This is a genomic window from Streptomyces sp. Y7 (assembly GCF_043195415.1).
In the GTDB taxonomy this organism is placed as follows: Bacteria; Actinomycetota; Actinomycetes; order Streptomycetales; family Streptomycetaceae; genus Streptomyces.
The window spans coordinates 131,552-155,495 of sequence record NZ_JBIDDQ010000006.1 but is presented as its reverse complement, the minus strand read 5'-3'; the positions used below and the strand labels follow the sequence as shown (position 1 = coordinate 155,495).

The window sequence follows — 23,944 nt, the reverse complement described above, 5'->3', positions numbered from 1 at the left end:
TTTCCCCCGTGGACGCGACGGCGGCCCCCTCCTCCGTCCAGGAGAGGGCCGCCGGGCTTTGTGGTGGTGCGTGGTGTGCTTCGGGCGCCGCGTGGGCGTCGGTCAGACGCGCATGCCGTGCTCGACCGGACACGCCGCCCGGCCGGCGGTGCGGAACGCCACGCCGGTCGCCCCGGGGGAGGCGGGCGACCCGAGCTGCTTCAGGATCTCGTCGGACAGCAGGTCCTCCTTGCCCTTGAGGGCGTCGGCGACCTTGGTGTCGGAGACGAACACCAGCTCCGCGGCGATGTTGTCCTGCACGATCCGCGCGAGGTTGTCCAGCGCCACCCCGATCGGGTCCGACGGCAACTGCGCCGTGGGGATGTCGATCAGATGGGTGTTCACCTTCTTCTGGTTCATCATCGGCTTGATGATGATCTCGGCCTGGTTCAGCACCGATGTCGTCCAGATCGACAGCACCACGGTGTAGAGGTCGGCCCAGGCCGCCTCACCGATCTGCGCGCGCCATTTCCGGCACAGGCCCTGCACTCCGGAGATCTGGGCCTCGGCGGCGTACTGCATGTTCACCCGGATCGACGGGTACACGCGGCCCGCGAAGACCTGGAACGAGGCGATGTCGAAGGCGCGGGCGCGCACGGAGTCGGCGATGAACGTCAGCGCCTCGTCGAGGATCTTCGCGCAGGAGTTGTGCAGGTTCTGCGGCAGGCCCGCCGCGGCGAGGCTGTTCTTCGCCGTGGTCAGTGTGTTCGCGAAGGTCTGGAGTGGCGTGGTCCAGGCGTCGGTGCCGGGGCCCTTCATCGCCACCATGTCGAGGTCGTGGGCGTCGATCCGGTCGCCGTTGGGGACGTTCGGGACCTTGTCCGAGAGGTATTCCGCGAGCGTGGAGTAGATCCCGAGCGGGACGTGGGCGATGGACTTCGCCAGCTCGAACTCCTCGGCCACCGGGTGTTCGACGTACCGCTTGCCCTCGTGGACCAGGGTGAACGTGCCGCCCTTGGCGTCGTTCTGCACCACGATGACGGGCCCGAGGTTCTTGACCAGATCGGCCTTGAGGGCCGCGTAGTTGGTGCGCATCGCCGCGTTCACCGCGCGGATGGAGTCGCGTGCGGCGCTCCGGGCGGTCACCGCCTCCGCGGCCGGTGCGGCGTCGAGGGCCGATGCTGTGTCGGCCTGGGCCACCGTGTGGCCGAGGAACGTCGCGGCGCTTATCCCGCCCGCGCCACCGATGAATTTCCGGCGTGTTGCCATGACTTGCTCCGTAGCGAATCGGTCGTCGGTGTTCCCGCCGTGGGGGAAGCGGTGGTGTGGGGGGAACAGACCCGCCGGGAGCCGCCGTCGGCCGGGACGCGGGGAGCGATGCGAGGAGGGCCCGCCCCTCTCCGACGGCGTGGCGCTGCGGGGGCCGCCGGAGAGGGAGAACCGCGGGCGTTGCTACGTGAGCGCGGTGGGGGAGGGAACGACGACGCCGTACAGGTCGGCGATCGTCGCGAGCGCGCTGTGGTGGATCTGGTCGGCGGACAGCCCGCCGCCGACCGAGGGCAGCGGCCGGGTGGCGCAGGCGTCCGCGACCACGGTGGGCCTGTTCCCGCGCAGGAACGCGCCCTCCGCGGTGAAGGTCACGCACATGTGCGTCATGAACCCGGCGATGACCAGGTGCTGGTTGCCCGCCCGGTCGACCAGGTCGCCGAGGCCGGTGTTCACGAAGGCGTTCGGAGCCTTCTTCACCACGGTCCGTTCGCCCTGCGCGGGCCGGACCCGGTCGTGGATGCGGCCGATCGGCCGGCGGATGTCGTACGGGGTGCCCGCCCCGCCGTCGTTGACGACGTGGATGACGGTCGTGCCCGCCCTCCGGGCCGCGGTCAGCAGATCGGCCGCGGCGTCCAGGGCGGGCCGCCAGCCGTCGAGCTCCATCACACCGCGGGTGTAGGTGTTCTGGTAGTCGACCATGATCAGCGTGGCGGAGGCGAGCGAGGCCGGCTTGTCGGCGAGGCCGTTGAGCCTGCGGAGCGTCGTCGTGCCCGACGTGTCCGCCTCCGCCGCCTGCGCGGGGGAGTCGCCGAGCCGGGTGACGCCGAACACCGTGGCACCGCCGACGACGGCCGCGCCGCCCGCCTTCAGCAACCCGCGGCGGGACGGGCCGTCCTGCCTCTGCTCCGCCACGTCAGGCCAGTTCCTTCCCGGACGCCACGACGACGCCGTACGCGTCGGCGATGGCCGCCAGCGCACTGCGGTGCAGCTCGTCGGCGGACACGTCCACGATCGACCGGGTGGCACAGGCGTCCGCCGGGACCGTGGGCGGGTTGCCGCGCAGGGCCGCGGACGCCGACGTGTAGGCGATGCACATGTGGGTCATGAACCCGGCGACGATCACGGTGTCGTTCCCGGCCTCGTCCACCAGCTCGCCGAGTTCGGTGCCGTGGAAGGCGTCCGGGGCCTGCTTGACGACCACGCGCTCGCCCTCGACCGGCGCGACGTCGGGGTGGATCGCCCCGATCTCCGCGCGGATGTCGTACGCCGAACCCTCGCCGCCGTCGTGCTGGACGTGGATGACCTCGGCGCCCGCCGCACGGGCGCGGGACAGCAGGTCCGACGCCGCCGCCAGGGCGGGCCGCCAGCCGTCGAGCTCCATCGCACCGCGGGTGTAGGTGTTCTGGTAGTCGACGAGGATCAGCGTCGAGGACGCGAGGGCCGCCGGGGTGTCGTCGGCACCGCCGAGTTCGCGCAGCGTCTTGCTTGCCACAGGTCGTCTCCAAGGGTTGGGGGACTCGGACGAGTTGTTCAACAGGTTGTTGAACACGTATGCGACGCTATGGCTCGCACCGGGCTGTCGGCAATGACGTGCTATTTGCAGAAACCGACGCCCGCGTCCGCGAGGGAAACAGGGGGTTACAGGGTGGGGGCCGTGAACCGGTTGATCGTGATCGTGCTGTTCGAGGGCGTCGACCTCCTCGACGTCACCGGCCCGCCGGAGGTGTTCTCCCTCGTCCCGCGGGAGACCGCGGGAGGAGCCGGCTACGAGGTCGTGCTGGCCGCCGAGACGGCGGCACCGGTGACGACGGCGGCCGGTGTGCGGATCCTGCCCGACGCCACGTTCCACGAGGTCGCCGAGCGGGCCATCGACACGCTGCTGGTGCCGGGATCCGTCGAGGTGGACGACGAACGCCGCGTCCACCCCGTCACCGACCCCGGCACGGTGGCCCGGGTGAAGTCGCTGGCCACCCGCACCCGACGGGTGGCGTCGGTGTGCGTCGGCGCGCACATCCTCGCCGCCGCCGGACTCCTGGACGGCAAACGCGCCACCACGCACTGGTCGACCGCGCAGCGGCTCGCCGCCGACCATCCGGCGGTGCGGGTCGACCCGCACCCGATCTTCATCCGCGAGGAGGGCGAGGTGTGGACGGGGGCCGGGATCAGCGCCTGTCTGGACCTGTCCCTCGCCCTGGTCGCGGAGGACTTCGGCGAGCAGGTCGCGCTACGCGTCGCCCGTCAGCTCGTGATGTACCTGAAGCGGCCCGGCGGGCAGTCGCAGTTCAGCGTGCCGTTGGAGCGGGTGTCCACGACGCGGCGGGTGGAGGAGCTGCGGCACCACATCCTGAACCACATCGACCGGCGGCTCACCGTCCCGGACCTGGCCGCGTTCGCGCATGTCAGCGACCGGCAGCTCACCCGGATCTTCAAGACCGAACTCGGCACGACCCCGCACGCCTACATCGAGTCGGCCCGGGTCGAACTGGCCGGGAATCTGCTGGAGACCACCGACGACACGCTGGAACGGGTCGCCTCCGCCTGCGGGTTCGGCACGGTCGACACCCTCATCCGGGCGTTCCGCCGCCGCCACGGCACGACACCGAGCGAGTACCGGGCCCGGTTCCGCCCGGTCCCGGCCCGTGGCCCGGCCGAGACGGCCTGATCGCGCCGCACGCGGCACGGCGACGGCCCGGCGTCCGAGGACACCGGGCCGTCGCCGTGCTGGTGAGCCGGGGGCCGCCGCACGCTCAGCGGGTCGCCGGGATCGGCGAACGCGGCGGCAGGCCGCGGCAGTTGAGCGGCGTCAGAGCGAGGACGCCGCGGAGGCGATGGCGGAGGCGAAGGTGGAGACCTCCGTGTAGACGCCGGGGGCGTTGGGGCGGGCGCAGCCTATGCCCCAGCTGACGATGCCGACCTGGATCCACTGGTTGGCGCTGTCGCGGCGGAACATCGGGCCGCCGGAGTCGCCCTGGCAGGTGTCGACGCCGCCCGCGGGCAGACCGGCGCAGATCTCCTCGTTCGCGATGAGGCCGCTGTAGCCGCTGTAGGAGCGGCACTGGGCGTCGCTGACGAACGGCACGTTGGCCTTGAGCAGGTAGCGCTGCTGGGCGCCGCCCTCACGAGCCGCGCCCCAGCCGGCGACGGTGAAGGTGCCGGTGTTGTACTGCGTGGTCGTGGCGATCTTCAGCGTCGGCAGGTTGATCGGCTGGGCGAGCTTGATCAGCGCCCAGTCCTTGCCGTCGCCGTTGTAGCCGGGGGCCCGGTACACGTACGTGGAGCGGACCTGCACCCGGCCGCTGGTGGACTGGAGGTCCACGACGCCCGCGGTGGCGGTGATGGAGGTGTTGGCGCCGGTCGCGCCCACACAGTGCGCTGCGGTCAGCACGATCTGCTGGGTGTAGAGCGCGCCGCCACAGCCCATGGAGAGCCGGACCATGAACGGGAACTCGCCCTGCGTGGCACGGGTTCCGCCGACGACACGGGAGTCGGCGGCCTGCGCGGCCGAGACGGGCTGGAGGCTGACGATCGCGAGAGCGGCGGCGCCGAGGACCGCGCATCTCTTGAGCGCGGTGAGGAGCTTCTTCAACGTAATGCCTTCCGTGGGGGGTTGGACATACGAGAGAGCACGGGAATGTCGAGAGCATGCCAAGCAGGGGGAGTGAGCGTCTGCTGACATGCGCGGGTCAATTCCTTTGCTGGATTATGGGAATCCTGTGACCACCCCCACAAGGGGCAGATTCCGGCCACCCCACCCGACCGGGGGCCGGGCACGGGCGGGGGCCCTCACGCACCCCCGCCGCACTCGGCCGTGGCCGTCACGCATTCCCGCCGCACTCGGCCGTGGCCGTCACGCATTCCCGCCGCACTCGGCTGTGGCCGTCACGCATTCCCGCCGCACTCGGCTGTGGCCGTCACGCATTCCCGCCGCACTCGGCTGTGGCCGTCACGCATTCCCGCCGCACTCGGCCGGGACAGTCATGCCCCTGCGGACCCCTGCCACCACCAGGCACAGCGCGACCAGCACGGCACTCACCCACACCGGCGACCGGTAGCCGAGGCCCGCCCCGATGGCCGTACCGCCGAGCCAAGGGCCCAGCGCCGCGCCGACGTTGAAGGCCGCCGTCGCGAACCCGCCGGCCAGGGTGGGGGCGTCGGGCGCGGCGTACAGCGCCCGTGAGATGAGCGTGGAACCGACCCCGAAGGACAGCGCGCCCTGCACGAGGACGAGACCCAGCGTCAGGGCCGGGGTCCCGGCGCCGAGCGCGAAGGCGGCCCACCCCAGGCACAGGGCGCCCCCGCCGCCGGCCAGGACCGCACCGGGCCGGCGGTCGGCGAGGCGCCCGCCGAGAGCGACACCCACGAACGACCCCGCCCCGAACAGCGCCAGCACCACGGGCACCCACCCGCCTCCCAGCCCCGTCACGTTCGTGACCAGGGGCGCGAGATAGGTGAAGGTGCAGAAGGTCGCCCCGTTCACGAGGGCGCCCAGGAACAGGGTGAGGCGGAGCCGGGGGCTGCGCAGCGACCGCAGTTCAGCGCGCAGCGAAGGGCGTTCGGAGCCGGCCGTGCCCGCGGGTACCGACCGGGCCACGGCCACCACGGCGGGCAGCGACACCAGCGCGACGGCCCAGAACGCCGCACGCCAGCCCCAGAGTTGACCGAGCAGGGCCCCGGCCGGGACGCCCGCGACGCACGCCAGCGTGACCCCGCCCAGCAGGGTGGACGTGGCCCGCCCCGTGGCCTCGGGGCCGACCATCCCGACGGCCGTGACGAGGGCGACGGCCAGGAACCCGGCGTTGGCCAGCGCCCCGACGACCCGCGTGGCGACCAGCACCCCGAAGCTGTCGGTCACCGCCCCCACGACATGGACGGCGAGGAACACCGCCAGGAACCCCAGCAACGCGCCCCGCCGCGACCAGCGCCGCGCGAGCCCGGCCATGAGCGGCGCCCCGGCCACCATCCCCACGGCGAAGGCCGAGGTGAGTGACCCGGCCGAGGGCACGGAGACCCCCAGGTCCCGGGCGATGTCCGGCACCAGCCCGGACAGCATGAACTCGGACGTCCCCTGTGCGAACACGGCGACGCCCAGCAGAAAGAGAGCGAACGGCATGAAGAATCTCCGCAACCCGAAGTCGAAGTCGAAAACGGCACGTCGGAACGGCCGTCCGGTGGCGGAGTGAGCCCGGAAGCGGGTGAACGCGGAACGCTGGTCAGGCCGGCATCACGAGCAGCCACCGGAGAGCCGGTGGCCGGATTCTTGAGGCTTCGGGGCTGGACACGGAGGCAGGCTATGCGGATCCCCGGGCGGGGAGCCACCGGTTTTCCGCCGGCCCGCGCGGCCGTCGCGCCGCACGACGACCACCGCCGCCAGCCCGACGGCCAGGCCGAGGGCGGTCTGCGCGCCGAACGGCTCACCGAACATCAGCGCTCCCCAGACCGCCGTGACCGGAGCCATCAGGAACATGAGCGCGTTCACCTCGGTCACCCCGGAGCGGCGCAGGATGATCCAGTACAGCCCGTACCCGCCGAAGGTGGACAGGGCGACGAGCCAGACGACCGCCGTCCAGAAACCGGCCTCGGCGGGCGGCGCGGCCGCCCCGGTGCCCAGCGCGAGGACCGAGAACAGCACCGCGCTGGTGGCGCAGTGGACGGTCAGCGCCACCCCGGGCGCGACCTGCGTGCGCGAGCGGCTCTGCAGGAACGTCGCCGCCACCAGCGAGAGCATGCCGAGGAACGGCACGAGATAGGCCCACACGGCGACACCGGTCGCGGCCATGGCGTCGGCCGTGGTGACGAGCGCGACGCCGCCCACTCCCAGACACAGGCCGAGCCACTGCCGGCGGGAGACGTACTGGTGCAGCAGCGGTCCGGCCAGGGCTCCGGCGACGAGCGGCTGGACGCCGTCGATCAGGGCGGTGGTGCCGCTGGAGACGCCGAGCTGGATGGCGTAGTAGACGGTGAGCAGATAGCCGCTCTGCGACAGCACGCCGATCGCGACCTGCCGTACGACCTCCCGCGCGGCGAGCCCTCGCCAGGAGGCGCGGCCCGCGGTGGCGGCGACGACGAGCAGGATCACGGCGAGCGGCAGGAACCGCCACATCAGGACCGTGACGGCGGACGCGCTGCCCGCGCCCAGCTTGGCTCCGATGAAACCGGAGCTCCAGCACAGGACGAACGCGATCGAGAGCAGGGCGTTCACGGGATCACATCCAGTAGACAGATCGGTATACCTGGCTCCGGTTCCTGAGTATACAGATCGGTATACTTTCCGGCATGGGCACCGCAGAGAAGCCGCAGCGCGTGACGATGACGCGTGCCGCGAGGCGCGTTCTGGAGGCCGCCGAGCGGCTGTTCTACGAGCGGGGCATCCATGCCGTCGGGGTGGATCTCATCGCCGCGGAGGCGGGAGTGACCAAGAAGACCCTCTACGACCGCTTCGGCTCCAAGGAGCGGATCGTCGTGGAGTACCTGGCCGGCCGCGACGAGCGCTGGCGGGCCTTCCTCGCGCGCTACCTGGACGACCACCTCGACGCGGCGCACGCGACACCGCGGGCCCGCGTCCTGGCCGTGTTCGACGCCTCCCGCGCATGGTCGGCGCGATTCGGCGCCAAGGGCTGCAGCATGGTCAACGCGCACGCCGAGATCAGCGACCCCTCCCACCCGGCCTTCCCGGTCATCGCCGGGCAGAAGGAGTGGATGCTCGCCCTGTTCACCGGCCTCGCCCGGGAGATCCCCGGAGCCGATCCGGACCGCCTGGGCCGGACGCTGATGCTTCTGCACGAGGGCGCCCTCGTCGCCCACGGCCTGGACGTGTTCCCGGATCCCGTGGCACACGCCCGCGACGAGGCGGCGGCCCTGCTCGACGCCGTGACCGGCGGAACCTGAGTCCGCGACGCGTCGCCCATCGGGTCAGGACCTGTCCTCTTTCCCGCCTAGCGTGCTCCCATGACCCCCTCCGACGGCACCCAGCCGCTCGCCTTCGAGTCCGCCGCCGCCCTCGACGCCTGGCTGGCCGGCCACCCCGCGCCGCACCCCGGCCTCTGGATCAAGGTCGCCAAGAAGGGTTCCGGCCTCCCCTCCGTCACCGCCGCCGAGGTGAACGACGTGGCGCTGTGCCACGGCTGGATCACGGGGCAGCGCAAGGGCCTCGACGCGTCGGCCTACCTTCAGAAGATCACTCCGCGCCGGCCCGGCAGCGTCTGGTCGATGGTGAATGTGCGGCGGGTGGCGGAACTCGCCGCGGAGGGCCGGATGCGCCCGGCGGGCCTGGCCGAGGTGGAGTCGGCGAAGGCGGACGGCCGGTGGGCGGGGGCCTACGAGTCGCAGGCCGTGGCCGAGGTCCCGGCCGAGCTGGCGGCGGCGCTGGCGGAGCACCCCCGGGCCGGGGCGGCCTTCGAGAAGCTGGGCAGGACCGAGCGCTACCAGGTCATGCTCGGCCTGCTGCAGGCCCGGACCGAGCGCGGCCGGGCGGCCCAGGTCTCCGCGATCGTGCGGGACATGGCGAAGCGCCGGTGAGCGTGCTGCTCACCGGCGCTTCGAGGAGTGCGTGGGGTCACGCGTTCCGGATCGCCGAGATGTCGAAGTTCAGCTTGATCTTGTCGGAGACCAGGACACCGCCCGTCTCCAGCGCGGCGTTCCAGGTCAGGCCCCACTCGGAGCGCAGGATCTCCGCCTTGCCCTCGAAACCGACGCGCTCGTTGCCGAACGGGTCCTTCGCGGCGCCGTTGAACTCCAGGTCGATGGTGATCGGCCGGGTGGTGCCGAGGATCTCCAGGTCGCCGGTGATGCGGTAGTCGTCGCCGCCGAGGGCCTCCGCCTTGGTGGAGCGGAAGGTCATCGTCGGGAACTCCTCGATCTTGAAGAAGTCCGCGCTCTTGAGGTGGCCGTCACGGTCCGCGGAGCCGGTGTCGATGCTCTCCATCTTGATGTCGAGGGACGCCGTCGACGCCGACGGGTCGCTGCCGTCCAGGTGCAGCGCGCCGCTGAAGTCGAGGAACTTGCCCTTGACGTTGGTGACCATGGCGTGCCGCGCGACGAAGCCGATCGTGGAGTGCGCCGGGTCGATCGTGTACTCGCCGGTCAGCGCGGCCAGGTCGGGGCTGACGGCGGCGGCAGCGGCCGGGGCGGTGGTCTCGGCGTTGTCCTTGCGGTTGAAGATGCCCATGGTGTGCTCCTCGGGAGGTGATGTTGAATCTTGAACTACTCAACGCGGACCACCGTAGACCTATTCCGTTCAGCGTTCAACATCTTCGGGGGTGTGTCGGTGGAGTTACCCGCCGTGACGTGATAGGGCATGGACATGACCCCCTCGCGCCGTGCCTTCCTGTACGCCGCCGCCCTCGCCGCGCCGCTCGCCCACGCCACCGGAGCCCCGGCCGGCGCGGCGGACGCCGACCCCTACGACGCCCTGCGCAGGCGCTGGCTCGACATCGCCCTCGGCGCCGGCTACGACCCGGCGACGGAGCCGTACGCCTCCCGCCTCGCCGAGACCGGCACCCTCGCGCGCGGCTTCCGTTCCACCATGACCCCCACCTCGAACTCCCTGTGGCCCGGTCATCCCTTCGACCCGCCCGCCGGCATCACCCAGAGCTACAGCCGGCTGTGGACGATGACCCGGGCCTACGTCCAGCAGGGCACCGGGTCCACCGCCGACCCGGACCTCCTCGCCGACGTCCTGCGCGGCCTCGACCACCTCTCCGCCACCGTCTACAACCCCTCCACCACCCGCTACGGCAACTGGTGGGAGTGGCAGATCGGCAGCCCCCGGCTGCTGACCGACATCACGGCGGCGCTGTACGACCACCTCGGCGACGCCCGCGTCGCCGCGGCCTGCGCGGCCGTCGACCACTTCGTCCCCGACGAGATGCTCACCGACTACTCCGGCACCTCCACCGGCGCCAACCGCGTCGACCTGTGCCGCAGCGTCGCCCTGCGCGGCATCCTGGGCCGGACCCCGGCGAAGATCGCGCTCGCCCGGGACGCGCTCTCCCCGGTCTTCCCCCACGTCATCAAGGGCGACGGCCCCTACGCCGACGGCTCCTTCGTCCAGCACACCTGGGTCGCCTACTCCGGCACCTACGGCCAGGTCCTCCTCGACGGCCTCGGCCGGCTCTTCGCGCTGCTCGCCGGATCCGAGTGGGAGGTGACCGACCCGCACCGCCAGATCGTGCTCGACAGCGTCGAACGGGCCTACGCGCCCCTCATCCACGACGGGCTGGTGATGGACGGCGTCAACGGCCGTGCCATCAGCCGGGGTTACCTCAAGAGCGACGACCGGCAGGTCATGCGCAGCGACCACTACCACGGGCAGGGCATCATCGCCGCGATCGCGCTGCTCGCCGGCGGCGCGAGCGCGGCGGAACGCGAGCGCTGGTACGGCCGGGTCAAGGGCTGGATCCAACGGGACACCGTCACACCGATCCTGACGGCGCCCCAGTTCGACGTCGCCGACCTCGCCCGGCTGCACGCCGTCGCCGGATCACCGGTCCCGGCGGCCTCCGATCCCGTCGGCCACCATCTCTTCGCCGCGATGGACCGGGCGGTGCACCGCCGCCCCCGCTTCGTCGCGCACCTCGCCATGGCCAGCGACCGCATCGCCCACTACGAGTGCGGCAACGGCGAGAACCCGCGCGGCTGGCACACCGGCGCCGGCATGCTCTCCTGGTGGGCCGACGGCCCGGCCGACCAGTACACCGACTGGTACTGGCCCACCGTCGACTGGTACCGCCTCCCCGGCACGACCGTCTCCACCCGCCGGCTCCCCGACAGGGCGGGCGGCGAGTGGGGTGAGCCCAAACCCGCCGTGCGCTGGGTCGGCGGCACGACGGACGGCGAGTACGCGGCGATCGGACAGCACCTGAAGGGGCTCGGCTCGACCCTGGAGGCCCGCAAGTCGTGGTTCTGCGCCGCGGACGCCGTGATCTGCCTCGGGGCCGGGATCACCTGCACGGACGGGGTGCCCGTGGAGACGGTCGTCGACAACCGCAACCTGGGGGAGGACGGCACCCGGGCCCTCACCCGCGGCTCCCGCTGGGCCCACCTGGCGGGCCACGGCGGCTGGGTGCTGCCGTACGGCGAACTGCGCACCCTGCGCGAGGCCCGCACCGGCGCCTGGGCCGACATCAACACCACCAGCACGACCGAGCGCCGCACCCGCCACTGGCAGACCCTGTGGCTGGATCACGGCACCGACCCGACGGACGCGACCTACGTCTACCTGCTCATGCCCGGCGCCCGCCGCGCGGAGGTGGCCGCCCGCGCCGCCGACCGGTCGTGGCTGTCGGTCCTGGCCAACGACGCCGGCCGCCAGGCGGTCCACGTCCCCTCCCTGGGCCTCACGGCGGCCAACTTCTGGCAGCGGGGCACGGCCGGTCCGCTCACCGCCTCCGCCGGCGCCAGTGTGCTGCTCCGGCGCCGGGGCCGTACCGCTACGCTCTGCGCGAGCGAGCCACCGCGCACCGGCGAGCCGCTGGAGATCGTCTGGGACCACCCGGTGCGAGGGATCCTGTGGGCGGACGAGTCGGTGGAGATCCTCGGGACGGGACGCCGACTGCGCCTCCGTGTCACTCCGGGGGTGGTATGCGCCAGTCATCGATGTGAGGTGGCTCTCGCCTGACGGCTTTGTGCGACCCCCACAACGCGGAGGCCCTCTGAGCAGTCGGAAAGGCTGCATGCGGCCATGGTTCTGTTCAGTGGTACCAGGAAATGGGTCCGGAGACTGTACGGAGTCAACGGCTCGCTTTCGCGCGCGTCCTTCGTAAGGTCGCTACATGACCGTTTTGGATGAGGCACCGGGTGAGCCGATCGACGCCCGCGGGCGGACGGCCGAGCTGCACGAGATCCGTGCGCAGGCGCTGGCCGGCCCGAGCGAGAAGGCGACCGCGGCGCAGCACGCCAAGGGCAAGCTGACCGCCCGGGAGCGCATCGAGCTGCTCCTGGACCCGGGTACCTTCCGGGAGGTCGAGCAGCTGCGCCGGCACCGGGCCCAGGGATTCGGGCTCGAGGCCAAGAAGCCGTTCACCGACGGTGTCATCACCGGCTGGGGCACGGTCGAGGGCCGCACGGTCTTCGTGTACGCGCACGACTTCCGGATCTTCGGCGGCGCGCTGGGCGAGGCCCACGCCACCAAGATCCACAAGATCATGGACATGGCCATCGCGGCCGGTGCGCCGCTGGTCTCCCTGAACGACGGCGCCGGCGCCCGTATCCAGGAGGGCGTCTCGGCGCTCGCCGGCTACGGCGGCATCTTCCAGCGCAACACCAAGGCGTCGGGCGTCATCCCGCAGATCTCGGTGATGCTCGGCCCCTGCGCGGGCGGCGCGGCCTACTCGCCGGCCCTCACGGACTTCGTGTTCATGGTCCGCGAGACCTCCCAGATGTTCATCACCGGCCCGGACGTGGTCAAGGCGGTGACGGGCGAGGAGATCACCCAGAACGGCCTGGGCGGCGCCGACGTGCACGCCGAGACCTCCGGCGTCTGCCACTTCGCGTACGACGACGAGGAGACGTGCATCGCGGAGGTCCGCTACCTCCTGTCGATGCTCCCGCAGAACAACCGCGAGAACCCGCCCCGGGTCGAGTCCTCGGACGCCCCCGACCGCCGCAGCGAGGTGCTCCTCGACCTGGTCCCGGCGGACGGCAACCGGCCGTACGACATGGCCAAGGTCATCGAGGAGATCGTCGACGACGGCGAGTACCTGGAGGTCCACGAGCGCTGGGCGCGGAACATCATCTGCGCGCTGGCCCGTCTCGACGGCCAGGTCGTCGGCATCGTCGCCAACCAGCCGCAGGCGCTCGCCGGTGTGCTGGACATCGAGGCATCGGAAAAAGCTGCGCGCTTTGTCCAGATGTGTGACGCTTTTAACATCCCGATCGTCACTTTCCTGGACGTCCCCGGGTTCCTTCCCGGTGTCGACCAGGAGCACGGCGGCATCATCCGGCACGGCGCGAAGCTCCTCTACGCCTACTGCAACGCGACCGTGCCGCGGATCTCGCTGATCCTGCGCAAGGCGTACGGAGGTGCCTACATCGTCATGGACAGCCAGTCCATCGGTGCGGACCTCACCTATGCGTGGCCGACGAACGAGATCGCCGTGATGGGCGCGGAAGGCGCGGCCAACGTCATCTTCCGCCGTCAGATCGCCGAGGCCGAGGACCCCGAGGTCATGCGGGCCCGCATGGTCAAGGAGTACAAGTCCGAGCTCATGCACCCCTACTACGCGGCCGAGCGCGGCCTGGTGGACGACGTGATCGACCCCACCGAGACCCGCGAGGTCCTGGTCCGCTCCCTGGCGATGCTGCACACCAAGCACGCCGACCTGCCGTCCCGCAAGCACGGCAACCCCCCGCAGTAACCCACCCGTACCGCTGCGGAAACCTCTCTCACGGAGACTGACACCCATGAACCTCCCTGATATCCGCGTCGAGAAGGGTCACGCCGAGCCCGAGGAAGTCGCCGCCATCACGGCGATCCTCCTGGCCCGCGCCGCCGCCCGCCCGACCGCCGCACCGACCCACCGAGGCCGGGCGAAGGCGGGCTGGCGCCGCCTGGAACGCGAGCCGGGCTTCCGCGCCCCGCACAGCTGGCGCTGAGTCTTTGAGTGTGGCCACGGCCCCGTTCCCCCTCAGGGAGCGGGGCCGTACACGTGGGCGGAGCGAGGTCAGCGGTGTTTCATCCGGACCCCTGGTATGTCGGTGAGCAACTGCACGTCCGGGTCCACCTCGACGAGCAGGGGTGGCTGCCCGGAAGCGCGGGCCAGGCTCTGAAGGATGGGTGTCGAATCATCGAGGGTCCGGCACCCGCGCAGGTCCAGGCGCCGCAACCACTTCACCGCGGCGATCTGCGAGAGGTCGGCGGGCAGCCGGCATGCCCAGAGACTGAGTTCGCTGAGACTGGGGGCTCGCGAAACAGCCGGTAGCCATTGCACGAGGTCGAATTCCTGCAATGTCAGACTCTCCAGGTCCGGCAGTTCCGCCAGATCGTCGAGCCCGCGCGGAGTGCCTCTGCCTACGAAGCCCAGGAACACCCATCGGCCCCGTTCGACCAGCGGTCCGAGATCGGTGTCCTGTTCGAGCCTGCCCAGCCCGAGGCCGGTCAGGCTCTCGGCCAGGGGGATATCCGCCAGCCGGGGAACCGAGGCCCATCCCTCCAGTTGCAGGTTGGTCAGGTTCGTCAGGCCACGTAGCGGTTCCACGTCCACCAGTGGCAGGTCGTCGCAGCACAGAACCAGGTTGGTCAGCGACGTCCGTCCCTGTAGGGGAGAGAGGTCATTGTCCCGTCTCAGGGACGGTATCCAGAGCGCCTCCAACTCGCCCAGGGCAGTGGTCGCGTGCAGACCACTCGTGAAGTCGTATCTGATCCAGACGTGACGTGCGTCCTGGAGGCGGAGCAGCGCGGGCCACTGCGCCGGGTGCGAGACCCTCAGCCAGGTCTTGTCCAGCGGCAGACGGGGCAGCACGCGGTCCGCGTACTCGTCGGGATCGAAGTACTCCCAGACGTCGACCAGCTCACCGTGAACGGCGGCATCGGCGTGCTCCGCGTACCGAGCGAGACGGTCAAGAGCCGCTCCACCCCCGATCAGAGCCGCCGTACGCACCGTATGGCGAGCAGTCTGTGACGTCAGTCCGTCGAGGTCCGAGGGGAGCCGCGGTATCAGCACCGGCCCCACGACAGCCAGCGATCTGGCCTCCGTTCCGCGCCTCGGCGGCAGCAGCGCGGTGACAGCTCCTTCCAGCCGCCCCGCCAGGTCCGCCGGAACCGTGGTCATCGTCTCCAGACAGGAGGCGGCCAGGAGACGCAGCCGGCGCGTGTGGCGTGACTCGCTCTCCGCTCGGTCGAGGATCCCCCCGACCAGTTCGCGCCGCTGCCGCAGATTCGCGTGCCCGGCTGCCATGACGATGGTCTCGCGCCACAGATCGAGGTGTGCCCGCTCGACCAGGTTGCCCATGTTGTCCTCGTCTGCGGCGTCCTGGGCCGCAAGGTACTCCTGGAAGGTCCGATGCAGGAAGTCGATGCGACCTTCGACGGGGGAGCGTAGAACGCCTGAGCGAGCCATCAGATGGTCGAGAACGGCGGAGCCGTCGGCCCCGTCCAGATGCCGCATCGCGGCGAGCCGGGAGGTGACGAACCGGCTCGCCTGCTCGATGCCGATCTCCGTGCGATTGTTGTCCGACAACCGCCAGGCCAGGTCCCGCAGTACGCAGAGCTTGTCCGGAAGCGTCAGTGGCGTGGCGAAGGCGCTGGGCACTCGCCGGTCCGCGTCCCGGTGCTGGACCAACGTTTCCAGTGCTATCGCGTACAACTCCATACGGTTGCGGGGAAGTTGGTTGCCCTTCACGAGATGCAGGGCGCAGATCAGTGCGGCCAGCAGCGGGTTGGCCGCCAGGGACTGCAGATGAGGTCGGTCCTGGAGGCTGGTCAGCAGGGACTGCTCGTATGCGGGGAGGTCCTCCACCGCACAAGGCAGTTCGTCCCCCTGCTCGCGGACTGCCCGGTGCCAATTCCGAACGAACGCGGTGAGGTCCGCCGGGGCCATGCGATCCAGTTGCAGGGCCGTGAATCTCTCGGTGCGCAGCCAGTCGGTGCGGGCGGCGGCCGGCCGTGAGGTGACGATGACCCTTGTCTCTGGGTACGCGAGCAGCAGGTCGCGCAACCACTCGCGGACGGTGCGGCGCGCGTCGGCCAGGAGCTCGTCCACTCCGTCCGCCAGCAGGAGGACCCGCCCGTCCCGTAGTGCACGGTCTACCCAGCCCTTCGGCATGTGGCCCGTCAACGGACCGGCCACGCCGTCCAGCAGAGCTTCCGGGGAGGGCAGATCACGCCCCGCATAGCGGCGCAGCTTCACCAGGGCGGGCACGAGACCGTTCCAGCCGCCGAGCGGGCCGGAGAACGTGCCACGGGCCGCCGTGACGGCAAGCCACTGCATGAGCGTCGTCTTGCCCGAGCCGGCCTCGCCGCGCAACAACACCCGCTTCGAGCCACCCAGCGCGGCCTCCACCCGCATACCGGGGCCTTCCGGTTCCTGCCATTCGCGTAACCCCTGGCGTAGTGGAGGGCGAGACCCGGGAGGCCGACGACGTGCCTCTTCCTCGTCGACGGCTCGCAGGCTCACGTACGCCACCGAGAGTTTTGCCCGCGTCGACCGCTCCGAGGCCAACCGGAACAGCTCCACTTCGTCGAGGGAGCGGCTCACCAGTTCCAGGTACTCCCGCAGGAACGCCGTGTCCTCGTCCGCGCCGTTCGGCGCGTAGAGCGAGCGGGCAGGCATCCGCTCCAGGACCCGCGCCAGTTCGGCCCCGAGCGACGTGGTCCGAGCGAGTAGTTCCGTCACCGCACGCTCAGTGAATACCGGGAGTCGGCGGAGGATCCGCAAGTAGCACTCGCAGCACTCGGCGAACAGCACGTCGTAGTAGCGCTCGGCCGACTCGCCCAACGCCACCGGGCGTGGAGCGTTTTGTCGAATGCGGCGTGCCAGATCGGCAGGATCGGCGTCGGATTCCATCACCGCTTCGTCCGACAGGTCGGCCCGGGCGAAAGTGTCCGTCACCGCCTGTGCCGCGGCCAGCCGCTCGTTCTCGGCGAGTCCCACGAACTCATGCGCCAGAAGCGGCTCTACGCGGCCCGCCACCGCGTCTGCGATCTCCTCGAACTGCCGCTCCACGCTTCGCTGAGCGCGCAGTCCGGGCACTCGCAGCCGGATCAGTTCCGTCATCCCTATATGGCGCTCCTGCTGGCCCCTGCGGCCGCTGAGCCACAGCCGTACCGCGCAGGTCGCCACCGTCTGCCCGAGCCGAACGGCGGCCAATTCGACGCTCATCCGCATCCCCCCCCGAGACGGAGCCGGAGTTCAGTTTGGCAGCCGGGCACGACAGAGGGGGCTTCTCTGCGTGGAGAAGCCCCCTATGAAGTCCGGCCGTGATGCGGCCGTCGGCTACCGCAGCCGCGCCATCAGCGCGTGCTCGACCAGGGTGATGAGCGCCGACTTCGCGTCCGCGCGGTGGCGGGCGTCCGTCGTGATGATCGGGGTGTCGGGGCCGATCTGGAGGGCCTCACGGACCTCGTCCGGGTTGTACGGCTGGTTGCCGTCGAAGCCGTTCAGGGCGATCACGAAGGGGAGACCCGAGTTCTCGAAGTAGTCGACCGCGGGGAAGCAGTCGGCGAGACGTCGGGTGTCCACCAGGACGATCGCGCCGATGGCGCCGCGTACCAGGTCGTCCCACATGAACCAGAAGCGGTCCTGGCCCGGCGTACCGAAGAGGTACAGGATCAGGTCCTGGTCCAGGGTGATGCGTCCGAAGTCCATGGCGACCGTGGTGGTCGTCTTGTCCCCGGTGTGAGTGAGGTCGTCGATGCCCGCCGAAGCTGACGTCATCACGGCCTCTGTGCGCAGCGGGTTGATCTCCGAGACGGCGCCGACGAACGTGGTCTTGCCCACGCCGAAGCCGCCCGCCACCACAATCTTCGCGGAGGTGGTGGAGCGGGAAGGACCGCCGCTAGAGCTTGCGAAGTCCACTGAGCACCCTTTCGAGCAGTGTCACGTCTGGCTGGCCGCCGGCGTTCTCGTCGCCGCCGGGCTGATGGATCGCGACCAGTCCCGCCTCCGCCAAGTCGGCGACGAGGATCCTGGCCACGCCGAGAGGGATCGTCAGCAGGGCCGAGACCTCGGCGACCGACTTGATCTCACGGCAGAGGTTGCAGATCCGCTGATGCTCGGGCAGTTGGCCCTGCATCTGATGCGGCTGCGCGGTGGTGTGCACCAGCGCCTCGATGGCGAGCTGGTAGCGCGGGCGCGTCCGGCCGCCGGTCATGGCGTACGGGCGCACCAGGGGATTGTTCGACGCCCCGGCGGGCGCCGGCTCAGGGGCGCGTCGCTGCGGCTGCACCGGCTGGATGCGCGGCGCGGGCGGCTGGTCGTACGGCGAGGGCCCGGGGCCCTGGGGCGCGTACGGCTGCCGCTGGCTGGGCTGGGAGGGGAAGTTGTACCGGTTCTGGGAACCGTCGTTCTGGCCCTGGGCAGGGCCGTACGACCAGTTGCCCGATGACGAACCGTCTGGGGGTGTTGCCACTTTCTCTCCTCCTCCGACTGTGCCTGGCACCCATCATGTGGAGCCGCGTCCCGAAACCTTACGGCCACGGGACGCCAAAACGCACCGACTGTCTGTTAGTTGAGCAGGCTGCCTTGGAGCTCCGCACGCAGATCCGGCGTCAGGACCGTACCGGCACGGTCGACCAGAAGCGCCATCTCGTACCCAATGAGGCCGATGTCCGCCTCGGGGTGTGCGAGAACGGCGAGCGACGAACCGTCGGAGATGGACATGATGAACAGGAATCCCCGCTCCATCTCCACAACCGTCTGATTCACGCTGCCACCCTCGAAGATGCGGGAGGCGCCTGCCGTCAGAGACGTCAGACCGGAGGCGACGGCCGCGAGCTGGTCGGCGCGGTCGCGCGGAAAGCCTTCGGACATCGCCAGAAGGAGTCCGTCGGCGGAGACCACCACCGTGTGCGACACCCCGGGGGTGTTGTCCACGAAGTTGGTGATCAACCAGTTCAGGTTCTGTGCCGCCTGGCTCATCGGGCTCACACTAACGCTCCTGGTTGTAGGTGCTGTCAGGACCGAAGCCCTGGCCGTTCGTTTCACTTCCCGCACTGCGGCCCCGCTGGACACCCCGGCGCAGGTTGCTCAGCCTGCCCCTGACGTCCTCGGGAGCGCGGGAGACCTGTGGGCCGCCCTGGGGGGTGGCTTCGGCGGCTCCCTGGACCAGGTTGGCCTTGGGTACCCGCCGCGGCAGGCCGGAGGAGGTGACCCCGCCTGCCTTGGGCTTGCGGAGCGCCGATGCCTGCTGCCAGCGCTCGTCGTTCTGCGAGCGCCAGGACTCGTCGCCGTTGCTCTCCGGCACGGGCGCCGGCGTCGGCGCCTCCTGCCGCGCGGACCGCGCGCCGTTGGTGCCGTTCGCGGGAGCACCGCGACGCGGAAGCCCGGCGTCGGTCATGTGGCCGGCGGCGGGAGCCGCTCCCGGACGGTCGAAGCCTACGCGGTCGCGCTCACCTGCGTCATCGGCCTGCGCGGATTCCGCTTGCGGAGCGTACTGGTCCGGGTAGCCGTTGCGGAAGCCGTCCTGCTGCGGCCAGTCGTCCTGGTGACGGCGCTGCTCGAAGGCCGGGAAAGACTCCGGAGTGGCGGCCGCGGGCTCCTCACGAGCGGGTTCCGCATAGGAGGGCTCGGGGTAGCCGCCACCGGACGAGAAGGTGTCGTTGCGCGGCAGCCCGCCGTTCGGCGCGTAGTACGTGTCGTCGTACGTCTGCTGCTGCTCCTCGTACGACGGCATCTGCGGCTCGTCGTACGCCGCCTGCTGCCGCTCCTCGTACGCCTGCTGCCGGTCGTAGCCCTCGCGCTGGTCACCGAAGCCGTTCGCCCCGTTGCCGTAGGACGGCTGGGCCGGGAAGTCGTCGGCGTATCCGGTCAGCTCAGGCGTCTCCTGGCCCGGCGTCTGGATCTCGGCCTCGAGCGCCGCACGGCGCTCCTCGCGCATCAGCGAGCGCCCGACCGGGTCCAGATCGCGCAGGTCGTCCGGGACCTCGGTGTAACGGCTGTCGTCGAAGCCCAGCTCCGCGGCCGTACGCATCTGCGGCTGGTTGAAGTTCTCACCCTGGAAGTGCTGCTCCGGGATGATCTGCGAGACGGTGAACTCGTCCTGGGCCGGCTGCTGCTCGCCGCCACCACCGTGCGTGATCGCGTCCGGCAGCATGACCAGCGAGGTCGTGCCGGCCTGCTCGCCGGAGGGGCGGAGCTGGACGCGGATGCCGTGCCGGTCGGACAGCCGGCCGACCACGAACAGGCCCATGCGCTGGGATATCGCGGCGTCGACGGTCGGCGGGTTGGCCAGCTTGTGGTTGATGTCCGCGAAGTCCTCGGCGGTGAGGCCGATGCCCTTGTCGTGGATCTCGATCATGACCCGACCGTCGGGGAGACGGGTGGCGGTCACGCGAACCTTGGTCTGCGGGGAGGAGAACGTCGTCGCGTTCTCCAGCAGCTCGGCGAGCAGGTGCACGAGGTCGGTCACGGCACGGCCGTGGATCTCGGCCTCCGGGACGCCGGAGAGCTCGATGCGCTCGTACTGCTCCACCTCGGAGGAGGCGGCGCGCAGCACGTCGACCAGCGGGACCGGCTGGTCCCAGCGGCGGCCGGGCTCCTCGCCGGCGAGGACGAGGAGGTTCTCGCCGTTGCGGCGCATACGGGTCGCGAGGTGGTCCAGCTTGAAGAGGTTCTCCAGCTGGTCCGGGTCGGCCTCGTTGTTCTCCAGGTCGGTGATCAGGGTCAGCTGGCCCTCGATCAGCGACTGGTTGCGGCGCGACAGGTTGGTGAAGATCGCGTTGATGTTGCCCCGCAGCAGGGCCTGCTCGGCGGCGAGCCGGACGGCCTCGCGGTGGACCTGGTCGAAGGCGCGGGCGACTTCGCCGATCTCGTCCCGCGTGTTGATCGGGATGGGCGCGACCCGGGTGTCGACACGGCCGGGGTCGGTGCGCGAGAGCTGGTCGACCAGCATCGGCAGACGCTGCTCGGCGATGCCGAAGGCGGCGTTGCGCAGCTGGCGCATCGCGCGGGACATCTGGCGGGCGACCATGCCGGCCAGGATGAACGCGGCGAGCAGGGCGACGACGACGGCGGCACCGGTGATCAGGGCGTCGCGCTTGGCGTCGTCGGAGATGGCCGAGGCCTCGTTCACCGCGGTGTTGGCGAGGTCGTTCTCGATGTCGCGGTAGGCGTTGTACTTGAGGGTGTTGACCGCCCACCAGTTCTCGGCGGTGATGCCCTGCGAGGCGAGCGCGGCACGCTCACTGGTGTCCGTGGAGCTGAGCTGGGCCAGCGCCCCGACCAGTTCCTCCGTCTTGGCCGGCGGCGGCACGTAGTCCGGGTTCTTCTGCTTGGCCGCCTTGGCCATCGCGGCGCCCTCGGCCTTGATCTCCTTGGTGGAGTCGACCAGCTTCTGGTTGTCCTCCTCGGTACCACCGCTCGTGTACTCCTGGATGGCGATGCCCTCCAGGTAGGCGTACGAGGACAGGGCGACGCGCTGCCGGGCCAGGTCCGTGGGCTTGGGGCCCGGCTTGACCAGCATGTGCATACCGATGGAGCGCTCCAGCGAGAGCGCGCCCTTGGTCAGCGAGATGGCGTAGACGGTACGGCCGTAGCTGGTGATGTTTCCGGTGCCCAGACCCAGCTCGTTGGAGAACTCCAGCAGCCGGTGCTCGACCTCGACGTAGCCCTCTTCGGTCTCCACGCCCTGGAGCTTGTTGGTGTAGGCGGCGGCACGCAGTTCCGTCAGGTCCGGCTCGACCTCGCGGAAGCGCTCCAGACGGCGCTCCAGGTTGGGCCGGTCCGGCATGTTCTGGGCGGCCTCGTCGAAGAGGTCGGCGGCCTTGTCGGTCGCGGCGCGGACCTTGACGACCGTCGGGTCGTCCTCGCCCTTGCCCTGCAGGAGGGGGGCGGCGGACACATCGCGCTCGACGAGCAGGGCGTCACCGTAGGTGAGGGCGGCGGCGACCAGGCGCGCGGTGTTCTCCGCGTCCTCAGCCTCCTGCCAGGTGTCGATCGAGCTCTTCACCTGGAAGCCGCCCATGACGAGGCCGACCATCACGGGTATGAGCAGGATCGCGTTCAGCCGGGTCGGCACGCGCCAGTTGCGCGGCGAGAGGCGGCCGCCGCTTGGCGCGGGCGCCGCCGTTGGTTCCGATCCGGGCACAGGGGCGGGCGCCGCTCCGCGCGGCGGCGGGGTGAAGTTGCCCCGGGCCGACGGCTCGGGACTGTTCTTGCTTCGCCTCACTCGACCAACAACCTTCCGGCGGGGTCGGCACCTACGTTGTGCCGCAGTGTCTCAGAGCCCAGTTCGTCTTGGAGTACGCAGTACTGCTGAGTACGTCTTTGACTATTGGGCAGTTCTCGCATTCCAGCACGTGGGCCTGCGCTCTTCCAAACAGTGGAAGGAGCAGATTCTGAGCCGTGAATGCCCTAGATAAAACGGTCATAAAGAGCGAGCCCCGCCAAAAGGCGGGGCGTTTGTACGCGCAGCGAGACCGCTTGACCGCGACGAGTGGCCGTACCACCCGATTCCTCTGCCGAAACGTTATGAACAACGGAGCCGACCGTGTCAAAGGCCACAGCCGGCTCCGGCACATCTACGACAACTGCCGTATGGCGCTGCCGACTTGCCCTACCGCAGCCGGGCCATGAGAGCGTGCTCGACCAGCGTGATCAGCGCACTCTTGGCATCGGCCCGGTGCCGGGCGTCCGTGGTGATGATCGGCGCGTCCGGACCGATCTGCAGGGCCTCGCGCACCTCGTCCGGCGTGTAGGGCTGGTGCCCGTCGAAGCCGTTGAGGGCTATGACGAACGGCAGACCGCTGTTCTCGAAGTAGTCGACCGCGGGGAAGCAGTCGGCCAGGCGCCGGGTGTCCACGAGCACCACCGCGCCGATGGCGCCGCGCACCAGGTCGTCCCACATGAACCAGAAGCGGTCCTGGCCCGGCGTACCGAACAGGTACAGGATCAGGTCCTGGTCCAGGGTGATACGGCCGAAGTCCATGGCCACCGTGGTGGTGGTCTTGTCACCGGTGTGCGTGAGGTCGTCGATGCCCGCGCTCGCGGACGTCATGACGGCCTCGGTGCGCAGCGGGTTGATCTCCGAGACGGCGCCGACGAACGTGGTCTTGCCCACGCCGAAGCCACCCGCCACCACGATCTTGGCGGAAGTGGTCGCCCGACCCGGTTCAGAGCTTGCGAAGTCCACTGAGCACCCTTTCGAGCAGCGTCACGTCCGGAGCGCCGCCGTTGTTCTCGTCGCCACCCGGCTGGTGGATGGCGACCAGGCCGGCCTCGGCAAGGTCCGCGACGAGGATCCTGGCCACGCCCAGCGGCATGGACAGCAGAGCGGAGACCTCGGCGACCGACTTCACCTCACGGCACAGGTGGCAGATCCGCTGGTGCTCCGGGAGGAGCCCCATGAGCGCTGCCGGGTCGGCCGTCGTGCTGATCAGGGCCTCGATGGCCAGCTGGTAGCGCGGCCGGGTCCGGCCACCGGTCATCGCGTACGGACGTACCAGCGGCTGGTCGCCCTCATCCTCGTACGGCTCCGCGTACGGATCATGAGAGGCGGTGGGCGGGGTCATGAATCCTCCGGGCTGGGACAGCAAGTCGGTCAGTCAAGCCGTCTGGGTGAGGGCCAGTGGGGGGATTGTGGCGGCCGGACGGTGATTTGGTGAGACGGGTTGGATCCGGGCGATCAGTGGAGCAGACTGCCTTGCAGTTCGGCGCGCAGATCGGGCGTGAGCACCGCGCCCGCGCGGTCGACCAGCAGCGCCATCTCGTAGCCGACGAGGCCGATGTCGCATTCGGGGTGGGCCAGGACCGCGAGGGACGAACCGTCGGAGACCGACATCAGGAATAGGAACCCTCGTTCCATTTCCACGACGGTCTGAGCGACGTCGCCGCCCTCGAAGATCCGGGACGCGCCCGCCGTCAGCGACGTCAGGCCCGACGCGACGGCCGCGAGCTGGTCGGCTCGGTCGCGCGGGAAGCCCTCCGACATCGCCAGCAGCAGACCGTCGGCTGACACGACGACGGTGTGGGACACCCCGGGGGTGTTGTCCACGAAGTTGGTGATCAACCAGTTGAGGTTCTGTGCCGCCTGGCTCATCTGGCTC

21 protein-coding genes are annotated in these 23,944 nt (G+C 70.4%); 6 read left to right on the top strand and 15 right to left on the bottom strand.

Translation table 11 applies throughout. The features are described 5' to 3' along the window. Nucleotides 1-102: 102 nt before the first annotated feature. The 3 genes from ACGFW6_RS18170 to ACGFW6_RS18160 form a co-directional block, all read right to left on the bottom strand. Nucleotides 103-1,248, bottom strand: coding sequence for a hypothetical protein (locus ACGFW6_RS18170; RefSeq protein ID WP_393510230.1), 1,146 nt, complete (start codon nucleotides 1,246-1,248; stop codon nucleotides 103-105). A 183-nt stretch (nucleotides 1,249-1,431) separates the two neighbouring features. Further along, nucleotides 1,432-2,160 carry an isochorismatase family protein gene (locus ACGFW6_RS18165; protein WP_393510227.1) on the bottom strand — a complete coding sequence of 243 codons (729 nt, stop codon included), beginning with the start codon at nucleotides 2,158-2,160 and terminating at the stop codon, nucleotides 1,432-1,434. Nucleotide 2,161: 1 nt separating this feature from the next. After that, nucleotides 2,162-2,740: a cysteine hydrolase family protein gene (locus ACGFW6_RS18160; RefSeq protein ID WP_393510224.1), complete on the bottom strand. Its 579-nt coding sequence runs from the start codon at nucleotides 2,738-2,740 to the stop codon at nucleotides 2,162-2,164. 153 nt (nucleotides 2,741-2,893) lie between these two features. Here ACGFW6_RS18160 and ACGFW6_RS18155 point away from each other — a divergent pair, with 153 nt between their 5' ends. Continuing rightward, the gene (locus tag ACGFW6_RS18155) at nucleotides 2,894-3,910 is read left to right on the top strand and encodes a GlxA family transcriptional regulator (RefSeq protein ID WP_393510222.1); all 1,017 of its coding nucleotides are present in this window, start codon (nucleotides 2,894-2,896) and stop codon (nucleotides 3,908-3,910) included. Between the two features lie 141 nt (nucleotides 3,911-4,051). On the opposite strand, the gene ACGFW6_RS18150 is transcribed toward ACGFW6_RS18155, so the two are convergent. The 3 genes from ACGFW6_RS18150 to ACGFW6_RS18140 form a co-directional block, all read right to left on the bottom strand. Further along, on the bottom strand, nucleotides 4,052-4,834 hold the full coding sequence (locus tag ACGFW6_RS18150; RefSeq protein ID WP_393510219.1) for a S1 family peptidase: 783 nt from the start codon (nucleotides 4,832-4,834) through the stop codon (nucleotides 4,052-4,054). 357 nt (nucleotides 4,835-5,191) lie between these two features. Then, a complete protein-coding gene (locus ACGFW6_RS18145) occupies nucleotides 5,192-6,358 on the bottom strand; it encodes a Cmx/CmrA family chloramphenicol efflux MFS transporter (protein ID WP_393510216.1) in 1,167 nt (388 codons plus the stop codon). Between the two features lie 111 nt (nucleotides 6,359-6,469). Beyond that, entirely contained in the window at nucleotides 6,470-7,447 is a 978-nt protein-coding gene (locus ACGFW6_RS18140; protein ID WP_393510213.1) for a DMT family transporter, read from the bottom strand. 74 nt (nucleotides 7,448-7,521) lie between these two features. Here ACGFW6_RS18140 and ACGFW6_RS18135 point away from each other — a divergent pair, with 74 nt between their 5' ends. Next, nucleotides 7,522-8,133, top strand: coding sequence for a TetR/AcrR family transcriptional regulator (locus ACGFW6_RS18135; RefSeq protein ID WP_393510210.1), 612 nt, complete (start codon nucleotides 7,522-7,524; stop codon nucleotides 8,131-8,133). Nucleotides 8,134-8,193: 60 nt separating this feature from the next. Beyond that, nucleotides 8,194-8,763 carry a YdeI family protein gene (locus tag ACGFW6_RS18130; RefSeq protein WP_393510207.1) on the top strand — a complete coding sequence of 190 codons (570 nt, stop codon included), beginning with the start codon at nucleotides 8,194-8,196 and terminating at the stop codon, nucleotides 8,761-8,763. A 37-nt stretch (nucleotides 8,764-8,800) separates the two neighbouring features. Here the strand turns inward: ACGFW6_RS18130 and ACGFW6_RS18125 are convergent, their stop codons facing one another. Continuing rightward, entirely contained in the window at nucleotides 8,801-9,412 is a 612-nt protein-coding gene (locus ACGFW6_RS18125; protein WP_393510204.1) for a YceI family protein, read from the bottom strand. Between the two features lie 129 nt (nucleotides 9,413-9,541). Between ACGFW6_RS18125 and ACGFW6_RS18120 the strand changes: the two genes are divergently transcribed. The 3 genes from ACGFW6_RS18120 (at nucleotide 9,542) to ACGFW6_RS18110 (ending at nucleotide 13,839) form a co-directional block, all read left to right on the top strand. Further along, nucleotides 9,542-11,863 carry a polysaccharide lyase 8 family protein gene (locus ACGFW6_RS18120; protein WP_393510201.1) on the top strand — a complete coding sequence of 774 codons (2,322 nt, stop codon included), beginning with the start codon at nucleotides 9,542-9,544 and terminating at the stop codon, nucleotides 11,861-11,863. A 154-nt stretch (nucleotides 11,864-12,017) separates the two neighbouring features. Next, nucleotides 12,018-13,601 carry an acyl-CoA carboxylase subunit beta gene (locus ACGFW6_RS18115; protein WP_393510198.1) on the top strand — a complete coding sequence of 528 codons (1,584 nt, stop codon included), beginning with the start codon at nucleotides 12,018-12,020 and terminating at the stop codon, nucleotides 13,599-13,601. A 46-nt stretch (nucleotides 13,602-13,647) separates the two neighbouring features. Continuing rightward, on the top strand, nucleotides 13,648-13,839 hold the full coding sequence (locus tag ACGFW6_RS18110) for an acyl-CoA carboxylase subunit epsilon (protein WP_393510195.1): 192 nt from the start codon (nucleotides 13,648-13,650) through the stop codon (nucleotides 13,837-13,839). A 68-nt stretch (nucleotides 13,840-13,907) separates the two neighbouring features. On the opposite strand, the gene ACGFW6_RS18105 is transcribed toward ACGFW6_RS18110, so the two are convergent. From ACGFW6_RS18105 to ACGFW6_RS18070, 8 genes are all read right to left on the bottom strand, one after another. After that, nucleotides 13,908-17,063, bottom strand: a complete 3,156-nt coding sequence (locus ACGFW6_RS18105) for an NACHT domain-containing protein (protein ID WP_393510192.1) — start codon at nucleotides 17,061-17,063, stop codon at nucleotides 13,908-13,910. 114 nt (nucleotides 17,064-17,177) lie between these two features. Further along, nucleotides 17,178-17,759 (bottom strand): ATP/GTP-binding protein, encoded by a 582-nt coding sequence (locus ACGFW6_RS18100; protein ID WP_026248371.1) that lies wholly within the window; start codon nucleotides 17,757-17,759, stop codon nucleotides 17,178-17,180. After that, entirely contained in the window at nucleotides 17,740-18,312 is a 573-nt protein-coding gene (locus tag ACGFW6_RS18095; protein ID WP_030948717.1) for a DUF742 domain-containing protein, read from the bottom strand. Before ACGFW6_RS18095 ends, ACGFW6_RS18100 begins: the two co-directional genes overlap by 20 nt. A 95-nt stretch (nucleotides 18,313-18,407) precedes the next feature. After that, nucleotides 18,408-18,821 (bottom strand): roadblock/LC7 domain-containing protein, encoded by a 414-nt coding sequence (locus ACGFW6_RS18090; RefSeq protein ID WP_004983065.1) that lies wholly within the window; start codon nucleotides 18,819-18,821, stop codon nucleotides 18,408-18,410. Nucleotides 18,822-18,831: 10 nt separating this feature from the next. Next, nucleotides 18,832-22,068, bottom strand: coding sequence for a nitrate- and nitrite sensing domain-containing protein (locus ACGFW6_RS18085; RefSeq protein WP_393510189.1), 3,237 nt, complete (start codon nucleotides 22,066-22,068; stop codon nucleotides 18,832-18,834). Between the two features lie 387 nt (nucleotides 22,069-22,455). Further along, nucleotides 22,456-23,031 (bottom strand): ATP/GTP-binding protein, encoded by a 576-nt coding sequence (locus ACGFW6_RS18080; RefSeq protein WP_030051303.1) that lies wholly within the window; start codon nucleotides 23,029-23,031, stop codon nucleotides 22,456-22,458. Continuing rightward, complete coding sequence (locus ACGFW6_RS18075) at nucleotides 23,012-23,410, bottom strand: DUF742 domain-containing protein (protein WP_003997626.1); 399 nt, start codon at nucleotides 23,408-23,410, stop codon at nucleotides 23,012-23,014. Before ACGFW6_RS18075 ends, ACGFW6_RS18080 begins: the two co-directional genes overlap by 20 nt. A gap of 113 nt (nucleotides 23,411-23,523) precedes the next feature. Further along, nucleotides 23,524-23,937: a roadblock/LC7 domain-containing protein gene (locus tag ACGFW6_RS18070; protein ID WP_005479910.1), complete on the bottom strand. Its 414-nt coding sequence runs from the start codon at nucleotides 23,935-23,937 to the stop codon at nucleotides 23,524-23,526. Between the last annotated feature and the right edge of the window lie 7 nt (nucleotides 23,938-23,944).

Excerpts from the sequence above, each read along its gene's own strand:
- ACGFW6_RS18075 (WP_003997626.1), bottom strand. The coding sequence starts at position 23,410 with ATGACCCCGCCCACCGCCTCTCATGATCCGTACGCGGAGCCGTACGAG.
- ACGFW6_RS18130 (WP_393510207.1), top strand. The coding sequence starts at position 8,194 with ATGACCCCCTCCGACGGCACCCAGCCGCTCGCCTTCGAGTCCGCCGCC.
- ACGFW6_RS18135 (WP_393510210.1), top strand. The coding sequence starts at position 7,522 with ATGGGCACCGCAGAGAAGCCGCAGCGCGTGACGATGACGCGTGCCGCG.
- ACGFW6_RS18090 (WP_004983065.1), bottom strand. The coding sequence starts at position 18,821 with ATGAGCCAGGCGGCACAGAACCTGAACTGGTTGATCACCAACTTCGTG.
- ACGFW6_RS18115 (WP_393510198.1), top strand. The coding sequence starts at position 12,018 with ATGACCGTTTTGGATGAGGCACCGGGTGAGCCGATCGACGCCCGCGGG.
- ACGFW6_RS18145 (WP_393510216.1), bottom strand. The coding sequence starts at position 6,358 with ATGCCGTTCGCTCTCTTTCTGCTGGGCGTCGCCGTGTTCGCACAGGGG.
- ACGFW6_RS18120 (WP_393510201.1), top strand. The coding sequence starts at position 9,542 with ATGGACATGACCCCCTCGCGCCGTGCCTTCCTGTACGCCGCCGCCCTC.
- ACGFW6_RS18110 (WP_393510195.1), top strand. The coding sequence starts at position 13,648 with ATGAACCTCCCTGATATCCGCGTCGAGAAGGGTCACGCCGAGCCCGAG.
- ACGFW6_RS18125 (WP_393510204.1), bottom strand. The coding sequence starts at position 9,412 with ATGGGCATCTTCAACCGCAAGGACAACGCCGAGACCACCGCCCCGGCC.
- ACGFW6_RS18170 (WP_393510230.1), bottom strand. The coding sequence starts at position 1,248 with ATGGCAACACGCCGGAAATTCATCGGTGGCGCGGGCGGGATAAGCGCC.
- ACGFW6_RS18070 (WP_005479910.1), bottom strand. The coding sequence starts at position 23,937 with ATGAGCCAGGCGGCACAGAACCTCAACTGGTTGATCACCAACTTCGTG.
- ACGFW6_RS18105 (WP_393510192.1), bottom strand. The coding sequence starts at position 17,063 with ATGAGCGTCGAATTGGCCGCCGTTCGGCTCGGGCAGACGGTGGCGACC.